This is a genomic window from Rubrivivax soli (assembly GCF_049810355.1).
Classification (GTDB): Bacteria; Pseudomonadota; Gammaproteobacteria; order Burkholderiales; family Burkholderiaceae_C; genus Rubrivivax.
Genome location: NZ_CP187368.1, coordinates 771,553 through 789,188, shown reverse-complemented (window position 1 = coordinate 789,188; position 17,636 = coordinate 771,553). Strand labels below are relative to the sequence as shown.

Here is a 17,636-nt window from a genome sequence, read left to right as displayed (position 1 = left end):
ACCCGCTGCGCGGGGCACCGCCGCCGTCAGCCCGCTGCAATCTCGCGGGCCTACGCTGCACGCACTACTTCAGGAGACTCTCATGGCCTTTCCCCGCGACATCTTCGTCGTCGGTGCCGCGCGCACCGCCATCGGCACCTTCGGCGGCAGCCTGAAGGACGTGCCGCTCGCCGACCTGGCCACGCTGGCCGTGAAGACGGCGCTGGAGCGCAGCGGCGTCGCCGCCACCGCGGTGGGCCACCTCGCGATGGGCAACGTGATCGCCACCGAGCCGCGCGACGCCTACCTGAGCCGCGTCGCCGCGATGAACGCCGGCTGCCCGAAGGAGACGCCGGCCTTCAACGTCAACCGCCTGTGCGGCTCGGGCCTGCAGGCCATCGTCTCGGCCGCGCAGGCCATCGCGCTGGGCGACTGCGAGGTGGCGGTGGGCGCCGGCGCCGAGAACATGTCGCGCGCACCGTACCTGCTGCCCGCGGCGCGCTGGGGCCAGCGCATGGGCGACGCGCAGATGCTCGACATGATGCTGGGCGCGCTGCACGACCCCTTCCACAAGATCCACATGGGCGTGACGGCCGAGAACGTGGCAGAACAGTTCGGCATCACGCGCGACGCGATGGACGCGCTGGCGGTGGAGAGCCACCGCCGCGCCGCGGCCGCCATCGCCGGCGGCCGCTTCAAGGACCAGATCGTCCCGGTGGTCACGCAGGGCCGCAAGGGCGAGGTGCGCTTCGACACCGACGAACACGTGAAGGCCGACACCACGCTCGAGACGCTAGGCAAGATGAAGCCTGCGTTCAAGAAGGACGGCAGCGTAACGGCCGGCAACGCCTCGGGCTTGAACGACGGTGCCGGTGCCGTGGTGCTGGCGAGCGCGGCGGCGGTGCAGGCGCACGGACTGAAGCCGATGGCCCGCCTGGTCGGCTACGCGCATGCCGGTGTCGAGCCCACCATCATGGGCATCGGCCCGGTGCCGGCCACGCGCCTGGTGCTGGAACGCACCGGGCTGTCGGTGAAGGACCTCGACGTGATCGAGAGCAACGAAGCCTTCGCCGCCCAGGCCTGTGCCGTGGTGCAGGAACTCGGGCTGGACCCGGCCAAGGTCAACCCCAACGGCTCGGGCATCTCGCTGGGCCACCCCATCGGCGCCACCGGCGCCATCATCACGACGAAGGCGCTGTACGAACTGCAGCGCGTCGGCGGGCGCTACGCGCTGGTGACGATGTGCATCGGCGGCGGGCAGGGCATCGCGGCGGTGTTCGAGCGGGTGTGACAGTGGCTACGCGAGAGTGTGGTGACTGCTGCCAACGTTGCTGAGTTTGTTCTAGCCCGCGTAACCTTGGTCAGGACGTTCGAGGTGCTGGCAGTCCAGATTGAGGTAAGCGGCCCGGCTTGGCGTCGGCAGTGGCAGTTCGGGGGACGTTGTCGGCTGCCGGTGGTGCGGCGGGAGTTCAGCGGTCCGGCTGGCCTGTTGGCTGGGCGGCAGCTCAGTTACGTTGTGCATGCAGGTGTAGGGGTCGAGCCACTTTTGCCTGAGCGAGTGGATGAGGTTTAGGATCGCTGCGGCTCGCTTGCAGGCGCCCAGTCATCCGACGAACAGCCAGTTCTGCCGCCCGAGTGCGATCGGCCGGCGCGCGATGGCGGCGCTGCAGCCGGTAGATCAGAAGCGCATCCTGGCGCTGTGCGAACAGCGTGCGATGGCCGATGCCGGTCTGGCGCAGTTGTTCGGCGTCGAGACCCGGTTCTCGTGCAGGCCATTCATCGCAATCTGGCGCGCGTCCCCGAGGACCTCCTGTTTCAGCTCCGCGCCCAGGAGTGGGCGGCTTTGAGACCATAGTCTGTGATCTCGCCGCGGCTGCCGGCGCACCGCGCCCTATGCCTTCACTGAGCACGGGTTGACGATGCCGTCTTCGCTGCTAGGTAGCCCGCGCGCCATCGCCGTGAACATCGAGATCATGCGCACTTTCTTGCGCGTGCTGGCGATGGCCAGCACGCACGGCAATTTGGCAACGCGGCTGGCGGAACTCGAAGAGAAAACCCAGGCCCTGCCAATAAGCCACTACCCCTTCAGGCGCAGTACGCGCAACCACCGCTAGCTGGTCTCCGACCCGCTGCGCGAACTTACGACGCTACCCGATTCGCCCAAGTGGCCAATTGGGTTCATCAATCTCGAAGACAAGGTGTAGAAGACCTCGAGTGGCGAGAAGCAAGACTTGACTTCGAGGCAGCTGTCCAGCAAGAAGCGAGTAATGGGAAGCTACTTTGCTTCCTTTGTCAAACCATTGGCCGGAAGGATCCACAGGCCACCGCGAGCGACGACCAGTAAGAACGTTTGGCGTTGGCCGCCCGGCTCGTTGAGCCCGCCGATCTGCTTAAGAACCCGAAATCCTCCTCCAACCTGCGTAGGACTAAGTATGAGGCGATAAGAGATGCCATACGCAAATGCGCCAAATGCGAAGGCGATTATGGCCAGCGCTGTAGTTGAAGTCAGGTATACCCAAAAAGTTGGAGATCCGAGCATTTGCCCGGGAAGTCGCCAAACGAGTGATGCACCGACCACAGTAAGCGTCGTCGCAACGACGCAATACAAGATTAACGTCATCGTGAGTTTTCGGTACCTCAGCATCGGCATCCTCCACCGCCCAGGGCGGTGCCTGCAACGCCAATCGAAGCCGAAGTTGCGGTGGCAGCAGTGCCTGCAACACAACGCTGCGCGATTTCGGATGCAAGACTACCAGTGTACTTGATTCCCAAAGTGGCCGGCGCGAGCACAGCGCTCGATCCGCCACCGATCGCACTGGCCACAACGGAGGTCAAGTTGATGCCGCAAGCGCACGTTTGACCAGCGAAACCTTGCCCCATGATGTTTCCAAGTGCGCCGGCACTTGCCCGAGCCCAAGCTTGTCCTAGAAGACTCGGCCCAATCATCCCGCCGAAGGCTCCCACTACTGCACCGGTCGTGCCTCCAATCAGTGCGCCTCTGAACCAGCTTCCGCCGTTTGCCGATGCGGCGAGCCCGCCGCCAATTGCGCCCATCACAAAGCCCGCCCCAGCACCTGGAAGTCCGAACTCGCCGGTGGGATCGACGAACGAGATTGGATTCCCACCAACATACGCGTAAGTGTTAATCCCTCCTGCGAGCCCGATGGGATCGGACTGGGTGTACTGACCCAGCGAGGCATCGTAATAGCGGTGCCAATTGTTCCACAAGCCTGATTCCTGATCAAAATACTGACCCGGAAATCCAAGATTCATTGCCCCAAAAGTATTGACTATGATGTTTCGATCGAACGCGGCATTACTGGCGCGCCACACAATAGCTCCGGTGGAAGTCGTTAGAGATTCTGGGCGACCCAGATGATCATTGTGGCTTGCGTAGAAGACGCCGCCACGTACCAACCCCAGCAATTGGCTCTCAAGCCAGATGTATTGTGTAGGAGTCGGTCCGCCTTCAAACAGAAGTCGCCCAGATTCGCTATAGACATAGTGGGTCGTCTGCCCGCTGGACAAACGCTTCGATGCCCGCTGGTTGAATGCGTTGCTGCGATAGGTTCCTACAGTGGCGCCAGCGATGCGCACGACGGCTAGGCGATTGAACGGGTCGTATTGATAGGTGCGGGCATCGCGCGAATCAGCATACACATTCCCGAAAACATCATAGCTGATGACTCGATTGGACGGCCCGACAATGCTAAGAGGACGATTGGCTGAAGGATCAAGTGTGAAACGAAACTCCTGCCCGGCTCTTGCGTGAACCACTCGATTGCCGGCGTGATCAAATTGGAATGCCTGATTATCGCCATTGCGAAGAACGGATACCAATCTTTCATTGGCATCATAAGAAAACGATGATGACAACTGTGGGAGGATGCCATCGCTGATTGATTGGATGGTGTCAACATTTGTCCACGCGAACTGTTGTTGCTGGACTCCGCTAACAGTTAAGTTCACCAGGCGGCCGTCAGTGTCGTGAGTCTGCGTGCTGGAGAGACCGTTACCAAAGCGCGCGGTGTAGCGCAGTTCAGTTGCTGGTTGGTAAAGAAAACTTGTTGCGATCTGTGCAGAGGCTCCGCTCAGGTTGCTTGTGATCCGTGCAAGGCGGTTGGCACTATCGTACTGGTAGCCCAACGCGAATCCATTCGGATAGGTCATTCCGGTCAACTGCCCGGCACCGTCATATGTGCGAGTCGACCCGTAGCTCACGCCGTCAATCACCGTTGCCTGAGCCGCCAATTGTCCATCGGCGGCGTATGTGTATGTTGTGCTGCCGGTGCCATCCACAACGCTGGTGAGGCGCCCAATGCCGAACAAACCTTCGTCATAGTTCCAGATCTCTGTGGTTCCAGCCGAGGATCGAGAGCGAAGGCGGTCGAGCGCATCCCATGCGTAGCTCAGAGAGGCGCCATTGGCACGAAGCTCCGACGTCAGGCGCCCAGCTCCGTTGTAAGTGAACGTTGTCACACCTGTGTCAGGGCTTGCGCGCCGTACAAGATTGCCAAACGCGTTGACGTGGTACTGGGTCGTCAGACTGCGTGGATCCCGCACAGATGCGAGAAAGCCTCGACTGTCGTATCCATAGTGAATGATGCCCCCGTCAGGCGCTGTTGCGCGGGTCAGTCGGTTTTGAGCATCGTAGGCAAAGGTCTCGCGCCTGCCTTGTGCGTCAGTGCTGGCTGTCACATTTCCATTGCGATCGTATTCCAGTATCTGACTTTGTCCGGCGTTACCATATTCGTCGATGGGGCGGTACAGACTGTCCAAACGTGTGTAACTGGAGAACTGTCCAGCCGCACTAGCGGCGGGCGTACCTCCAGCCATGCTAGGAGTTTCTCTTGGCGACGATCGCGTGACTATGTTTTGTGTGACGTCGAAGGCCGATCGACTAAACTGATTCAGGGCATTCCCGATGTATTCGATTCGACCAGACGCAGTGTATCGGTAGCGATCCACGCGTCCATTCGCGTAAGTGACGTCCAAGGGTTGGCCACGACCGTTATAGGTGATCCAAGTGGTGCGGCTGCCCGAGGGGAAGTACGTCGTGATTGAGAGCGTGTTGCCGGTGGCATCGTACGTGTAGCCTGTCACAATGCCATTGCTATCTGTGCTCTGGCTCGGACGACCCATCGCGTCGTGTCCTGACCAAGATTCGCGGTGACCCATCGGATTTGTCATCAATGTGAGATTGCCCGCCGTGTCGAAGGTGAATGAAGTGGTTTCACTGGCGCCGGCATTCAAACGGGTGACAGATTGGGTGGCTAGCCCCAGATTGGAGTGAAAGCTGTATTGGTAATCCGTACGACGGATCTCGCCAGTGGCAGTGTCAACAAGGCTGACTGACGCCGGCATCGATGTCCCCGGTCCGGAGGAGTTGTACGTGAACCTCTCTGCAAGGAATGTTGCTCCATCAGACCCTTTGTGGCGGGTTTCAACGATGCGATCACCAGACCAATCATGTTCCAGCGTTTTAGCCGCAGCAGTGCCAGCTGCTGTGGTCTTCGTCAGCAATCGACCGGCTGAACTGTAGGTGTACTCAGTACGGTTGTTGTTCCAATCAAGCGTGTAGTCTAGATAGCCTTTGGAGTCGTAAAAGCTTCGTGCCGAGGAAGAAGGGCAAGTTGCCGTCTGCGATCGCGTGACGATCAGCGGTTTGCGTTCGCCTTTGATCCACCCAAAGGTGTGAAAGGTTGGTTGGCCTGCCGCATTCGTGACGACGGTCTGCGTTGAGGAGTTGTAGAGGAAGGTGTCGCGCTCCTCGTTTCCAGCCAAGGCGCTTGATGTGACACGCTTGCTGGCGTCGAACGCATACGTGCTGTAGCGGGTGCCGCCGACCGTGATCCCTGTCAGCAGGTGGTGGCCATGAGGACTCTCGTAATGGTACTGACGCGTGGCCGCTGGCACGCTCCCGATCGATACACTCTGCAGCATGCCAGCAGCGTTGTAACTGTAGGACCATACATTGCGCGCAGGGTCAGTGACTGCCGTCACACGGTCATTGGTCCATGAAAAGCTGACTGTTTGTCCAAATCCGTTAGTAACCGAACTGAGTTTGCCGGAAGTTGTGTAGGTGTATGAGTACAGCAACTGGGAGCCTTGTGCGTAGATCTTGGTGACCGCTCCAGAGGCAGAGAAGTCGATCTTGCGCTGGTAGTTGCTCAAGCGCCAGCGTTTGGTTGACTGTGTGTAAGCCAGCGTCCCTGTCAACGCTGCATCTCCATCGACTTGATAGAAGAAGGTCCCGCTCGGGTTGGCGTCGTCATTGATCAATTGGTAGGCGTAGCTTGTGCCATCCTCGTACACGACGGTGGCCGTGGTAGGTACACATCCGTCGGGCGTGTCACGGCAACCCGCGTACGAGAGCTTGGGGCCATCCAGCGACGATGGCCAGTTGGGTCCGAAGAGTCTTCCGGCGGTGGACCTGCTGCGATAAGTACGAACCAACGTCAGGCCGTACAGATTGGCGGAGACGAAGTCGGTTTCAGCCTTGAGTTTCTCGCCTGTCGCTACGACGACTGGGTTGGCCGTAGTGCAGTTATCGGGCTTCGACTCCTCGACTGATGGAGGGGATGCCAGGGCGCCGCTACCTTCATGAGGAGTATTGCCGCTACGAGGCGTGCCGATGGAGGGAGTCGCGATCGTTTCTCGAGGGATTCTCGCTCCGATAATGGTGATTCGTTCGGGATCGTCTATGGATTGCCGATACTCCCGGACTTTGTCGCTCGACGTACTTGCCCACGTTGTCGATCCGGTCCACAGCGCGCAGACTGCCAAGGTTAAGGCTACAGCTAGTTTCTCTTTGTTCCGCAATGGTTCCCTGACAATGCGGCGGAAACTTGATCGAGTCTCTGAAGCGTCGATTCGCGTCAAGATTGGATTGCGCATGGTCTTCCCCTACGTGTTTGCAGCGATGACACCGTGGTATGTCAGGCGAGGGCAGCGACGGGCTGGCGACACCTGACATAACGAGCCAAGTTGGCTACAGGACTCTCTCGCCAACTACCCCCATCGGAGGGGCCTCTCGGGCGCCCTCAAAGAGGGGGCCGCGCCTACAGCGCCCCGCGGCACCCCGCCGCGCCGCAGCGGCAAGGCAGCTGCCCGGCGTGGTGCGTCTCGCCGTAGTCCACCGTGATCTCGTCGCCGGCGGCGATGGCGCGCAGCGAGAAGAACTCGACACGGCCGTTGGCGATGACCAGCTGGGCGTTCGGCTGGCAGCTGTGGTTGGTGTAGCGCATCGGGTCGGCCGAACGGCTGAAGTCGATGGCCTTCCGCGGCGACAGCTCGACGATCATGATGCGTTCGCTGCGCGTGGCGCGGATGCGCGCTTCGTCGACCGTGATGCTCTCGCCACGGATCTCGCCGATCTTGCGCTTGGAAACAATCGGCTCCAGCGCGAACACGCCGTGGCCGTCGATGGTGCTGGGCCGCACCTCGACGTCGTACTTCTGGTAGCTGGGCCTGGTCACCGTGTCATGCGCCGGGCAGCTCCACCTTGGGTGCCGGCGTCCAGCCCTTCTTGCGGTGCTCGGCCGTCACGTAGGTGCGGATGCCACCGCGCACGTACCAGTCGGCGTGGATGCGCACGAAGCGCGGCCGGATCGCCTGCACCAGGTCGCTGAGGATGGTGTTCGTCACCTTCTCGTGGAACGCACCTTCGTTGCGGTAGCTCCAGAAGTACTGCTTCAGGCTCTTCGTCTCGACACACGTCTTGTCGGCGACGATCTCGATCGTGAAGTGCGCGAAGTCGGGCTGGCCGGTCAGCGGGCACAGGCAGGTGAACTCGGGCACGTCGAAGCGGATCACGTAGTCGCGCTCGGGCGCCGGGTTCGGAAACACCTGCAACTCCTTGCTCGGTGCGCTGGGCGGTACAGCGGGGGCAGGGCGCTGGCGGGGGGTGGTGCGGGGCATGGCGACAGGGGTTTTCGAGGGGTCGCGATGGTATCATCCGCGCCCTGTCGCGCTCGGGGTCGGAGCGCGTTTTCGTATGTAGATCAAGCACTTGCGTGCAGTCCGATGAGACTCAACCAGATCAAGCTCGCCGGGTTCAAGTCCTTCGCCGAGCCCACCACCTTCCAGTTGCCCGGCCAGCGTGTCGGCGTCGTCGGCCCCAACGGCTGCGGCAAGAGCAACATCATGGACGCGGTGCGCTGGGTGCTGGGGGAAAGCAAGGCCAGCGAGCTGCGCGGCGAGTCCATGCAGGACGTGATCTTCAACGGCAGCGGCCAGCGCAAGCCCGCCAGCCGCGCCAGCGTGGAGCTGGTGTTCGACAACACGCTGGCGCGTGCCGGCGGCCAGTGGAACCAGTTCACCGAGATCGCCGTCAAGCGCGTGCTCACGCGTGACGGCACCAGCAGCTACTTCATCAACAACCAGCCGGTGCGGCGCCGCGACGTGCAGGACGTGTTCCTGGGCACGGGCCTCGGCCCGCGTGCCTACGCCATCATCGGCCAGGGCACCATCAGCCGCATCATCGAGAGCCGGCCCGAAGAGCTGCGCCTGTTCCTCGAGGAAGCCGCCGGTGTCAGCAAGTACAAGGAACGCCGGCGCGAAACCGAACACCGGCTCAAGGACACGCGCGAGAACCTGACGCGTGTCGAAGACATCCTGCGTGAACTGAACAGCAACCTCGACAAGCTGGAGAAGCAGGCCGAGGTGGCGGCCCGCTACCGCCAGCTGCAGGACGACGGCACGCTGAAGCTGCACCAGCTGTGGTTCCTGAAGGCGCGCGACGCGCACAGCGAGGAAGCGCGCGTGCAGGCCGCGGTGCTGGAAGCCACCAACGCGCTGGAATCGCGGCTGGCCGAGCTGCGCCACATCGAGGCGCAGCTGGAGCAGGTGCGCCAGGCGCACTACGCCGCCAGCGACGCGCTGCACGACAAGCAGGGCGCGCTGGCGCAGGCCGCGCTGGAAGTGAGCCGGCTCGAAGAGCGCATCCGCTACGTCGTCGAAGGCCGCCAGCGCGCGCAGCAGCGCCTGGCCGAACTGCAGGCGCAGAACGCCGGCTGGGCCGAGCGCCAGCAGGCTGCCGCGGCCGAGCTGGAAGACATCGCCGGCCAGATCGTCGGTGCCGACGAGCAGGCCGAAATGCTGGTGGCGCAGGCCGAGGAACAGGGCCTGCAGCTGCCGGCGCTGGAAGACGCGGTGCGCAGCGCGCAGGGCACGGCCAACCAGCAGCGCGGCGCGGTGGCGCAGGTGCAGCAGCAGATCCAGGTGCTGGCCGCCGACAGCCGCAACATCGACGAGCAGGCGCGGCAGCTGAAGAGCCGGCGCGAACGCCTGGCCGGCGAACGCAGCCAGCTGCAGGCGCCCGACGTGGCGAAGATCGCGACGCTGAAGGCCCAGGAAGCCGCGGCCAACGAGGCCCGCGACATGGCGGACGCCCGCCTGGCCGAGCTGAGCGAGCAGGTGCCGGCGCTGGACGAACAGCGCCGCGCCGCGCAGGACGGCGTCAACCGCGAATCGGCACGGCTGTCGGACATCGGTGCCCGGCTGGAAGCACTGCGTGCGCTGCAGGAGAAGGTGCAGACCGAAGGCAAGCTCAAGCCCTGGCTGGAACGGCACGGCCTGGGCGGCCTGAGCGGCCTGTGGACCCAGGTGCACATCGAACCCGGCTGGGAGACCGCGCTGGAAGCCGCGCTGCGCGAGCGCCTGAACGCACTCGCCGTCGGCCGCCTGGACACCGTGCGCGCCTTCGCCAACGACGCCCCGCCCGCCAAGCTGGCCTTCTACGCGCTGCCGAACGGGGCCATCGCCAACACGCACCAGACGCTGCCGCGGCTGAGCGAGCTGCTGCGCCTGGGCGATGCAGGCCTGAAGGCCTTGCTCAACGACTGGCTCGAGGGCGTCTACACCGCCGCCAGCCTCGATGACGCGCTGGCGCAGCGCAGCCAGCTGACGCACGGCGAGGTCATCATGACCCGCGACGGCCATGCCGTGAGCCAGCACGCCGTCAGCTTCTACGCGCCCGATTCCGAGCAGGCCGGCATGCTGGCGCGCGCGCAGGAGATCGAGAACCTGAGCCGGCAGCAGCGCGCGCAGGCGCTGATCGCCGACGACACGAAGTCGGCCTCGGTGCGGTTGGAGGCGTCTTACACCGACGCCTCGCAGCGCCTGCTGACGGCGCGCCGCGAAGCCGGCGAGGCGCAGAACCGCGCGCATGCGCTGCACGTGGAACTGCTGCGCCTGACGCAGCAGGCCGACGCCGCCACGCAGCGCCGCGAGCAGCTGGCCGAGGAGCTGGCCGAGGTCGACGCGCAGCTCGAAGCGCTGGAAGAGCGCCGCGCCACCGGCGAGGCGCGCTTCGAGGAGCTGGACATGGAGCTGGCCAACGCGCAGGAAAAACATGCCGAGCTCGATGACGCGGTGATCGCCGCCGACCGCCGCCTGGCCGACGCGCGCGAACAGCAGCGCGCGCTGGAGCGCCAGGCGCAGGAAGCGCGCTTCCAGGCGCGTGCGCTGGCGGCGCGGCGCGACGAGCTCTCGCGCAGCATCGAGACCGCCGCGGCGCAGATCGCAGCCAACGAGCAGGCCGGTCAGCAGCTGGAGCTGGAACTCGGCAGCTTCAACGACGCCGCGGCGCAGGCCGGGCTGCAGGAAGCGCTGGCGCTGAAGCTCGCACGCGAGCAGCAGCTGGCCGCCGCGCGCAGCGAGTACGACGACCTCAGCGCGCAGTTGCGCCGCGCCGACGAGCAGCGCCTGAGCTTCGAGCACAGCGTGGAGCCGCTGCGCGAGAAGATCGGCAAGCTGCAGCTGGAGCTGCAGGCGGCCCAGCTCGGCGGCGCGCAGTACATCGAGCAGCTCACCGCCGCTGCGGTCGACCTGGAAGCGCTGACCAGGACCATCGAAGACGGCAACGTCAAGCTCTGGGGCCTGCAGACCGAGATCGACCGCATCCAGAGGGACATCAACGCGCTGGGCGCGGTGAACCTGGCGGCGCTGGACGAGCTGACCGCCTCGCGCGAGCGCAAGACCTTCCTCGACGCGCAGATGGCCGACCTGACCGAGGCCATCACGACGCTGGAAGACGCGATCCACAAGATCGACCTGGAGACGCGCGAGCTGCTGATGAACACCTTCAACCAGGTCAACGAAGGGTTCGGCCGCATGTTCCCCAGCCTGTTCGGCGGCGGCAATGCGAAGCTGGTGATGACGGGCGAGGAAGTGCTGGACGCTGGCGTGCAGGTGATGGCCCAGCCGCCGGGCAAGAAGAACAGCACCATCCACCTGCTCAGCGGTGGCGAGAAGGCGCTGACCGCCATCGCGCTGGTGTTCGCGATCTTCCAGCTCAACCCGGCGCCGTTCTGCCTGCTCGACGAGGTCGACGCGCCGCTGGACGACGCCAACACCGAGCGCTACCGCAACCTCGTCACCGAGATGAGCGCGGGCACGCAGTTCCTGTTCATCAGCCACAACAAGATCGCGATGGAGATGGCCGAGCAGCTGATCGGCGTGACCATGCAGGAGCAGGGCGTGTCGCGCATCGTCGCCGTCGACATGGAGCAGGCGGTCAGCTTCGCCGAGGCGGCATGACCCTGACCACGGCGCTGTGGATCGTCGGCGGCCTGGTGCTGCTGGCGGTGGCCGTGCAGGGCCTGCTGGCGGCCCGGCGCGCCGGGCCGCGGCGCCCGGTGCTGGCACTGCCGGCGCCCGAGGCCCACGACCGGGTGGAGCCCGCGCTCGACCACCAGGAAGCGCAGGACACGCAGCCCGAGCTGCGCCCGCCCGCGCCCAAGCGCGTGCCGCGGCTCGACGCGCTGATCGACGCCATCGCCCCGCTGGCGCTGGAGTCGCCCGTGACCGGCGAATTCATCCTCGGCCACCTGCCCGCCACGCGCCGTGCCGGCAGCAAGCCGTTCTACATCGAAGGGCTCGACACCGAGCTCGGCAACTGGGAGCCGCCCGCACCGGGGCGCCGCTACGGCGAGCTGCAGGCCGGCGTGCAGCTGGCCGGGCGCAGCGGCGCGCTGAACCAGATCGAGTACTCCGAGTTCGTGCAGAAGGTGCAGGGCTTCGCCGAGATCGTCGGCGCCATGCCCGACTTCCCCGACATGCTCGACGTGGTCGCCCGTGCGCGCGAGCTCGACGGCCTGACCAGCCCGCTCGACGCCCAGCTCACCGTGACGCTGCGCTCGAACGCCGTGGCCTGGAGCGTGGGCTACCTGCAGCAGGCGGCGGGCCGCCACGGCTTCGTGCCGGGCGCGGTGCCGGGCCGGCTGGTGCTGCCGGGCGCCGACGACGGCGCGCCGCCGGTGCTGGTGCTGGCCTTCGACGCCCAGGCGGCGCTGGCCGAAGACGCCCAGCAGGCCGTGGTGCGCAGCTGCACGCTGACGCTCGACGTTCCGCAGACGCCCGAGTCGGCCGAACCCTTCCCGCTGTGGCACCAGAGCGCACGCGCGCTGTGCGACGACATGGACGCGACGCCGGTGGACGACGCCGGCCAGCCGGTGACGCTGCACGCCTTCGATGCCATCGGTCGCGACCTGGGCCAGCTGTACCGCCAGCTCGAAGCGCTGGACCTGGCCGCGGGCTCGGCCGCGGCGCGTCGGCTGTTCAGCTGAGACGCGCCGCCGGCGTCGCCGCGGGCGGCGCCACCGTGCGCACCGGTTCGCGCATCAGCACGAACTCTTCCGCTGCGGTGGGGTGCACGGCGATCGTGCGGTCGAAGTGCGCCTTGGTGGCCCCCGCCGTCAGCGCCACGGCCAGGCTCTGCACGATCTCGGGCGCGTCCGTGCCCACCATGTGCACGGCCAGCACGCGGTCGTCGTGCGCGTCCACCAGCAGCTTCATGCGCGTGCGCTCCTGGCCGCCGACGAAAGCCTGCCGCATCGGGCGGAACTCGGTCTCGAACACCTGCACCGTGTGGCCGGCGCGCACGGCCTCGTCTTCGCTCGGGCCGACGCTGGCCATCGGCGGCAGCGTGAACACGGCGCTGGCCACGCGTGAGAGGTCCACCGTGCGCGGGGTGCTGCCGAACAGCGTGTCGGCCAGCGCCCGGCCTTCGGCGATCGCCACCGGCGTGAGGTTCTTGCGGTCGGTCACGTCGCCGATGGCCCACACGCCGGGCACCGAGGTCTGCAGCCCGGCGTCGACCTGCACCGCGCCGCGTGCGTCCAGCGCCAGGCCCAGGCCGGCGGTGTTGGGCCGGCGGCCGGTGGCGTTCAGCACCCAGGGAAACGCGACGATGCGTTCGTCGCCCAGCTCCAGCAGCAGGCTCGTGCCGCTGCGCTCGATGCGCCGCGGCGCCGCGCCCGGGTGCAGCTGCACGCCTGCCGCCTGCAGCGCGGCCGCGCAGGCGGTGCGCAGCATCTCGTCGAAGCCGCGCAGCGGCAGGCGGTCGCGGTAGTGCAGCGCCACCTGCACGCCCAGCCGCGCCAGCATGGCCGCGAACTCCACCGCGATGTAGCCGCCGCCGACGATGGCCGCGCGATCCGGCAGCGCGGCCAGGTCGAGCAGATCGTCGCTGGTGGCGCAGTGTTCGATGCCGGGGATGCTGTCGGTGACGGGCGCCGCGCCGGTGGCCACCAGGATGTGTCGCGCGGTCAGCGTGCGGTCGCCCACCACCACCGTGTGCGGGCCGGCGATGCGCGCCCAGCCCTCGACCAGCGTGACGCCGGCGCCGGCCAGCATCTGCCGGTAGATGCCCTCCAGCCTCGCCGTCTCGGCGCTCTTGGACGCCTGCCAGCGCGCCATGTCGAAGGCGGTCTCGCCCACGGTCCAGCCGTAGCCGCGGGCCTCGGCGAACGCGTCGCCGTGCTGGGCCGCATACATCAGCAGCTTCTTCGGCACGCAGCCGCGCAGCACGCAGGTGCCACCGACGCGGCGGCCCTCGACGATGGCCACTTTCGCGCCGTGCAGTGCCGCGCGGCGCGAAGCCGCCACGCCGCCGCTGCCGGCGCCCAGGGTGATGAGATCGAATTCATGCGTCATGCCGCAGTGTCGCCTGTCGGAGAATGTCGTGCATGTCGCCCGAACCCGAAGCGCTGCGCGCCGCCGAACTGCGCAGGCAGCTGCACCACCACGCCCACCGCTACTACGTGCTCGACGCGCCGGAGATCCCCGACGCCGACTACGACCGGCTGTTCCAGGAGCTGCAGGCACTGGAAGCCGCGCACCCCGGCTTGCTGACACCCGATTCGCCGACCCAGCGCGTGGGCGGGCGCGTGCTCGACGGCTTCACGCCGGTGCGGCATGCCGTGCCGATGCTGAGCATCCGCACCGAGACCGACACCACCGCGGCCGGTGCCGAAGCCTTCGACGCCCGTGTGCGCCGCGAGCTGGCGCTGCCCGACGACGCGCCTGCGGTGGCCTACGCCGCCGAGCTGAAGTTCGACGGCCTGGCGATCAACCTGCGCTACGAGCACGGCGTGCTGGTGCTGGCGGCCACGCGCGGCGACGGCGAGACCGGCGAAGACGTCACGCAGAACATCCGCACCATCGGACAGATCCCGCTGCGGCTGCACGGCACGGCGCCCCCGGTGCTGGAAGTGCGCGGCGAGGTCTACATGCGCCGCGACGACTTCGAGCACCTGAACGACGCCCAGCGCGCCAAGGGCGAGAAGACCTACATCAATCCGCGCAACACCGCGGCCGGCGCCGTGCGCCAGCTCGATCCGGCCATCACCGCGCAGCGGCCGCTGTCGTTCTTCGCCTACGGGCTGGGCGAACTGCAGGGCTGGCCGCAGCCGGCCACGCACAGCGCCACGCTGGACGCGCTGGCGGCATTGGGTCTGCCGGTGTGCGCAGACCGCACGGTGGCGCTGGGCGCGGCCGGGCTGGTGGCCTTCCACCAAGCCATGGGCGCGCGGCGCGACGTGCTGCCCTTCGACATCGACGGCGTGGTCTACAAGGTCGACAGCGTGGCGCTGCAGCAGCAGCTGGGTTTCGTCACGCGCGAGCCGCGCTGGGCGGTGGCGCACAAGTACCCGGCCCAGGAGCAGACCACCACGCTGCGCGGCATCGACATCCAGGTCGGCCGCACCGGCAAGCTGACGCCGGTGGCCAAGCTGGAGCCGGTGTTCGTGGGCGGCACGACGGTGAGCAACGCGACGCTGCACAACGTGTTCGAGCTGCGGCGCAAGGGGGTGCGCGTGGGCGACCAGGTCATCGTGCGCCGCGCCGGCGACGTGATCCCCGAAGTGGTGGGCCGCGTGCCCGGCACCCGGCCGGCCTACGTGCCCAACTTCCGCATGCCGCGCGCCTGCCCGGTGTGCGGCAGCACGGTGCTGCGCGAGAAGGGCGGCATCGACCACCGCTGCAGCGGCGGCCTGTTCTGCGGCGCGCAGCGCAAGCAGGCGCTGCTGCACTTCGCCGGCCGCCGCGCGATGGACGTGGAAGGGCTGGGCGACAAGATCGTCGACCAGCTCGTCGACGGGGGGCTCATCCGCACGCTGCCCGAGCTGTACACGCTGGGCGTGGCCAAGCTGGCGGCGCTGGAGCGCATGGGCGAGAAGAGCGCCGTCAACCTGGTGGCAGCCCTGCAGCAGAGCAAGCAGACGACGCTGGCCCGCTTCCTGTACGCGCTGGGCATCCGCCACGTCGGCGAGACGACCGCCAAGGACCTGGCGAAGCACTTCGGCGCGCTCGACCGCATCATGGACGCCAGCGTCGAGCAGCTGCTGCAGGTGAACGACGTCGGCCCGGTGGTGGCGCACAGCCTGCGCACCTTCTTCGACCAGGCGCACAACCGCGAGGTCGTCGAGCAGTTGCGGGCCGCCGGCATCACCTGGCCCGAACATGACGGCAGCGTGGCTGCGCTGGGCCCGCAGCCGCTGGTCGGCAAGACCCTGGTGCTCACCGGCACGCTGCCCACGCTGGCCCGCGAGGACGCGAAGGCGCTGGTCGAAGCCGCCGGCGGCAAGGTGGCCGGTTCGGTGTCGAAGAAGACGAGCTACGTGATCGCCGGCGCGGAGGCCGGCAGCAAGCTCGACAAGGCGCGCGAACTGGGCGTTCCGGTGCTCGACGAGGACGGCCTGCGGGCGCTGCTGCGCGGTGACGGCGCGGGACAGGACACAGGCGCGGGCGCCGCTCAGGCCGGGTAGCCCGTGATCCTGCGCAGCCGCCGGAACAGTGGCTGCAGCCGGCCGTACAGCGGCCGGTGCACCTGCTGGAACAGCGCGTCGTACAGCGCGGCGTGCGCCGGGTCGGGCGTGCAGCGGCTGCCGCTGCGTGCCATCGCCCGCACCGCCGCGGGCACGTCGGCATGCCAGCCCATCGCGGCGGCTGCCAGCATCGCCGCGCCCAGCCCCGAGGCCTCGGCCACGGCCGGGCGCTCGGCCGGCAGGTTGAACACGTCGGCGGCGATCTGCAGCGCGCCGTCGCTCTGCGCGCCGCCGCCCGACACCACCAGCCGCGTGATGCGCTGCCCGAGCCGGCGCTCGATGCGAGCGCCGCCGGCGCGCAGCGCGCACACCAGCCCTTCGATCAGCGCCCGGTACAGGTGGGCGCGTGTGTGCACGTCGCCGAAGCCGATGACGGCGCCCTTGGCCTCGGGGCCGGGATCGCGCAGGCCGGGGCTCCAGGTGGGCAGCAGCGTCAGGCCCATCGCGCCCGGGGGCGTGGCGGCCAGCAGGTCCTCGAACAGCGACTCGGCCGGCACGCCGCGCTCGGCGGCCAGGCGGCGCTCCTCGTGCGCGAACTCGTTCTTGAACCAGCTGACGAGCCAGAAGCCGCGGGCGACGTGGACTTCGGTGTTGAAGGCGCCCGGCAGCGCCGCCGGGTAGGCCGGCAGCAGCCGCTGCACTTCCACGTAGTGCGGCTGCGTGGTGTTGATGGTGGCCGTGGTGCCGAACGACAGGTGCGCCGTGCCCGGCGCCAGCAGCCCGCAGCCCAGCACCTCGCAGGCCTTGTCGGCCGCAGCCGCCACCACCGGCAGCGCCGCCGGCAGGCCCAGCGCCGCGGCGGCCGCGGCCGTGAGCCCGCCCACCCGCGTGCCCGGCGGCACCAGGCGCGGCAGCTGCGAGGGCCGCACTGCCAGCGCGCGCCAGCGCCAGCTGAAGCGCCCGGCCCAGCGCTGGCGGCGGTAGTCGAACGGCAGGTAGCCGACCTGGCCCGCCGCCGAGTCGACCCAGTCGCCCACCAGCCGGTGCGTGAGCCAGCCCGACAGCAGCGTGTAGCGCGCGGTGCGCAGCCACAGCGCGCGTTCGTGCTGGGCCAGCCAGTTGGCCTCGGCCTGGCGCTGCAGGTTGTGCAGCAGCGTGCGCGCACCGGCCAGCGCGAACAGCGTGGACCACAGCGGCCCCAGCCGCGGCGGCGCGCTGCACAGGCGCTGGTCGGGCCAGACGATGGCCGGGCGCAGCGGCGTGCCGTCCTCGGCGGCGCAGACCACGGTGCCGCGCTGCGCGGTGAGCGCCAGCGCAGCGATGCGCCGGGGCGCGACGCCGTGCTGCCGCCACAATGCCTGGCAGGCCTGTGCCAGCGCCTGCCAGTAGGCCAGCGGCGCCTGCTCGGCCCAGCCGGGCTCTGGCGCGGTGAAGGGGGGATCCAGCGGCACGGCGGCACGTGCCAGCAGGTGGCCGTGGCGGTCGAACACCAGCGCACGCACGCTCTGCGTGCCGGCGTCGATGGCCAGCAGCAGGTCGGGGTCGGTGCCCGGGGTCATCGCACGGGCCGTTCCATAATCGGCAGCGGGAGGCGAGCGGGTTGCGTCG

The 17,636-nt window shown here is 67.4% G+C and carries 10 protein-coding genes; 5 read left to right on the top strand and 5 right to left on the bottom strand.

The features are described from left to right. Window positions 1-82 precede the first annotated feature (82 nt). Window positions 83-1,270, top strand: a complete 1,188-nt coding sequence (locus ACPOLB_RS03390; protein ID WP_425259891.1) for an acetyl-CoA C-acyltransferase family protein — start codon at window positions 83-85, stop codon at window positions 1,268-1,270. 628 nt (window positions 1,271-1,898) lie between these two features. Continuing rightward, on the top strand, window positions 1,899-2,093 hold the full coding sequence (locus tag ACPOLB_RS03385; RefSeq protein WP_425259890.1) for a hypothetical protein: 195 nt from the start codon (window positions 1,899-1,901) through the stop codon (window positions 2,091-2,093). A 523-nt stretch (window positions 2,094-2,616) separates the two neighbouring features. Here the strand turns inward: ACPOLB_RS03385 and ACPOLB_RS03380 are convergent. From ACPOLB_RS03380 to queF, 3 genes are all read right to left on the bottom strand, one after another. Further along, entirely contained in the window at window positions 2,617-6,876 is a 4,260-nt protein-coding gene (locus tag ACPOLB_RS03380; RefSeq protein WP_425259889.1) for an RHS repeat-associated core domain-containing protein, read from the bottom strand. Between the two features lie 164 nt (window positions 6,877-7,040). Then, the gene (locus tag ACPOLB_RS03375; RefSeq protein WP_425259888.1) at window positions 7,041-7,457 is read right to left on the bottom strand and encodes an SET domain-containing protein; all 417 of its coding nucleotides are present in this window, start codon (window positions 7,455-7,457) and stop codon (window positions 7,041-7,043) included. A 4-nt stretch (window positions 7,458-7,461) separates the two neighbouring features. Next, window positions 7,462-7,899: a preQ(1) synthase gene (gene queF / locus ACPOLB_RS03370; RefSeq protein WP_425259887.1), complete on the bottom strand. Its 438-nt coding sequence runs from the start codon at window positions 7,897-7,899 to the stop codon at window positions 7,462-7,464. 105 nt (window positions 7,900-8,004) lie between these two features. On the opposite strand from queF, the gene smc reads away from it, so the two are divergent. Next, the gene (gene smc / locus ACPOLB_RS03365) at window positions 8,005-11,520 is read left to right on the top strand and encodes a chromosome segregation protein SMC (RefSeq protein ID WP_425259886.1); all 3,516 of its coding nucleotides are present in this window, start codon (window positions 8,005-8,007) and stop codon (window positions 11,518-11,520) included. Further along, the gene (locus tag ACPOLB_RS03360) at window positions 11,517-12,548 is read left to right on the top strand and encodes a cell division protein FtsZ (RefSeq protein ID WP_425259885.1); all 1,032 of its coding nucleotides are present in this window, start codon (window positions 11,517-11,519) and stop codon (window positions 12,546-12,548) included. Before smc ends, ACPOLB_RS03360 begins: the two co-directional genes overlap by 4 nt. Here the strand turns inward: ACPOLB_RS03360 and gorA are convergent. After that, the gene (gene gorA / locus ACPOLB_RS03355; protein ID WP_425259883.1) at window positions 12,541-13,917 is read right to left on the bottom strand and encodes a glutathione-disulfide reductase; all 1,377 of its coding nucleotides are present in this window, start codon (window positions 13,915-13,917) and stop codon (window positions 12,541-12,543) included. The genes ACPOLB_RS03360 and gorA overlap by 8 nt on opposite strands. Window positions 13,918-13,949: 32 nt before the next feature. On the opposite strand from gorA, the gene ligA reads away from it, so the two are divergent. Beyond that, a complete protein-coding gene (ligA, locus tag ACPOLB_RS03350; RefSeq protein WP_425259882.1) occupies window positions 13,950-16,028 on the top strand; it encodes an NAD-dependent DNA ligase LigA in 2,079 nt (692 codons plus the stop codon). Here the strand turns inward: ligA and ACPOLB_RS03345 are convergent. Continuing rightward, window positions 16,016-17,587 carry an FGGY-family carbohydrate kinase gene (locus tag ACPOLB_RS03345; protein ID WP_425259881.1) on the bottom strand — a complete coding sequence of 524 codons (1,572 nt, stop codon included), beginning with the start codon at window positions 17,585-17,587 and terminating at the stop codon, window positions 16,016-16,018. The two genes, ligA and ACPOLB_RS03345, sit on opposite strands and share 13 nt — an antisense overlap. Window positions 17,588-17,636: the final 49 nt, after the last annotated feature.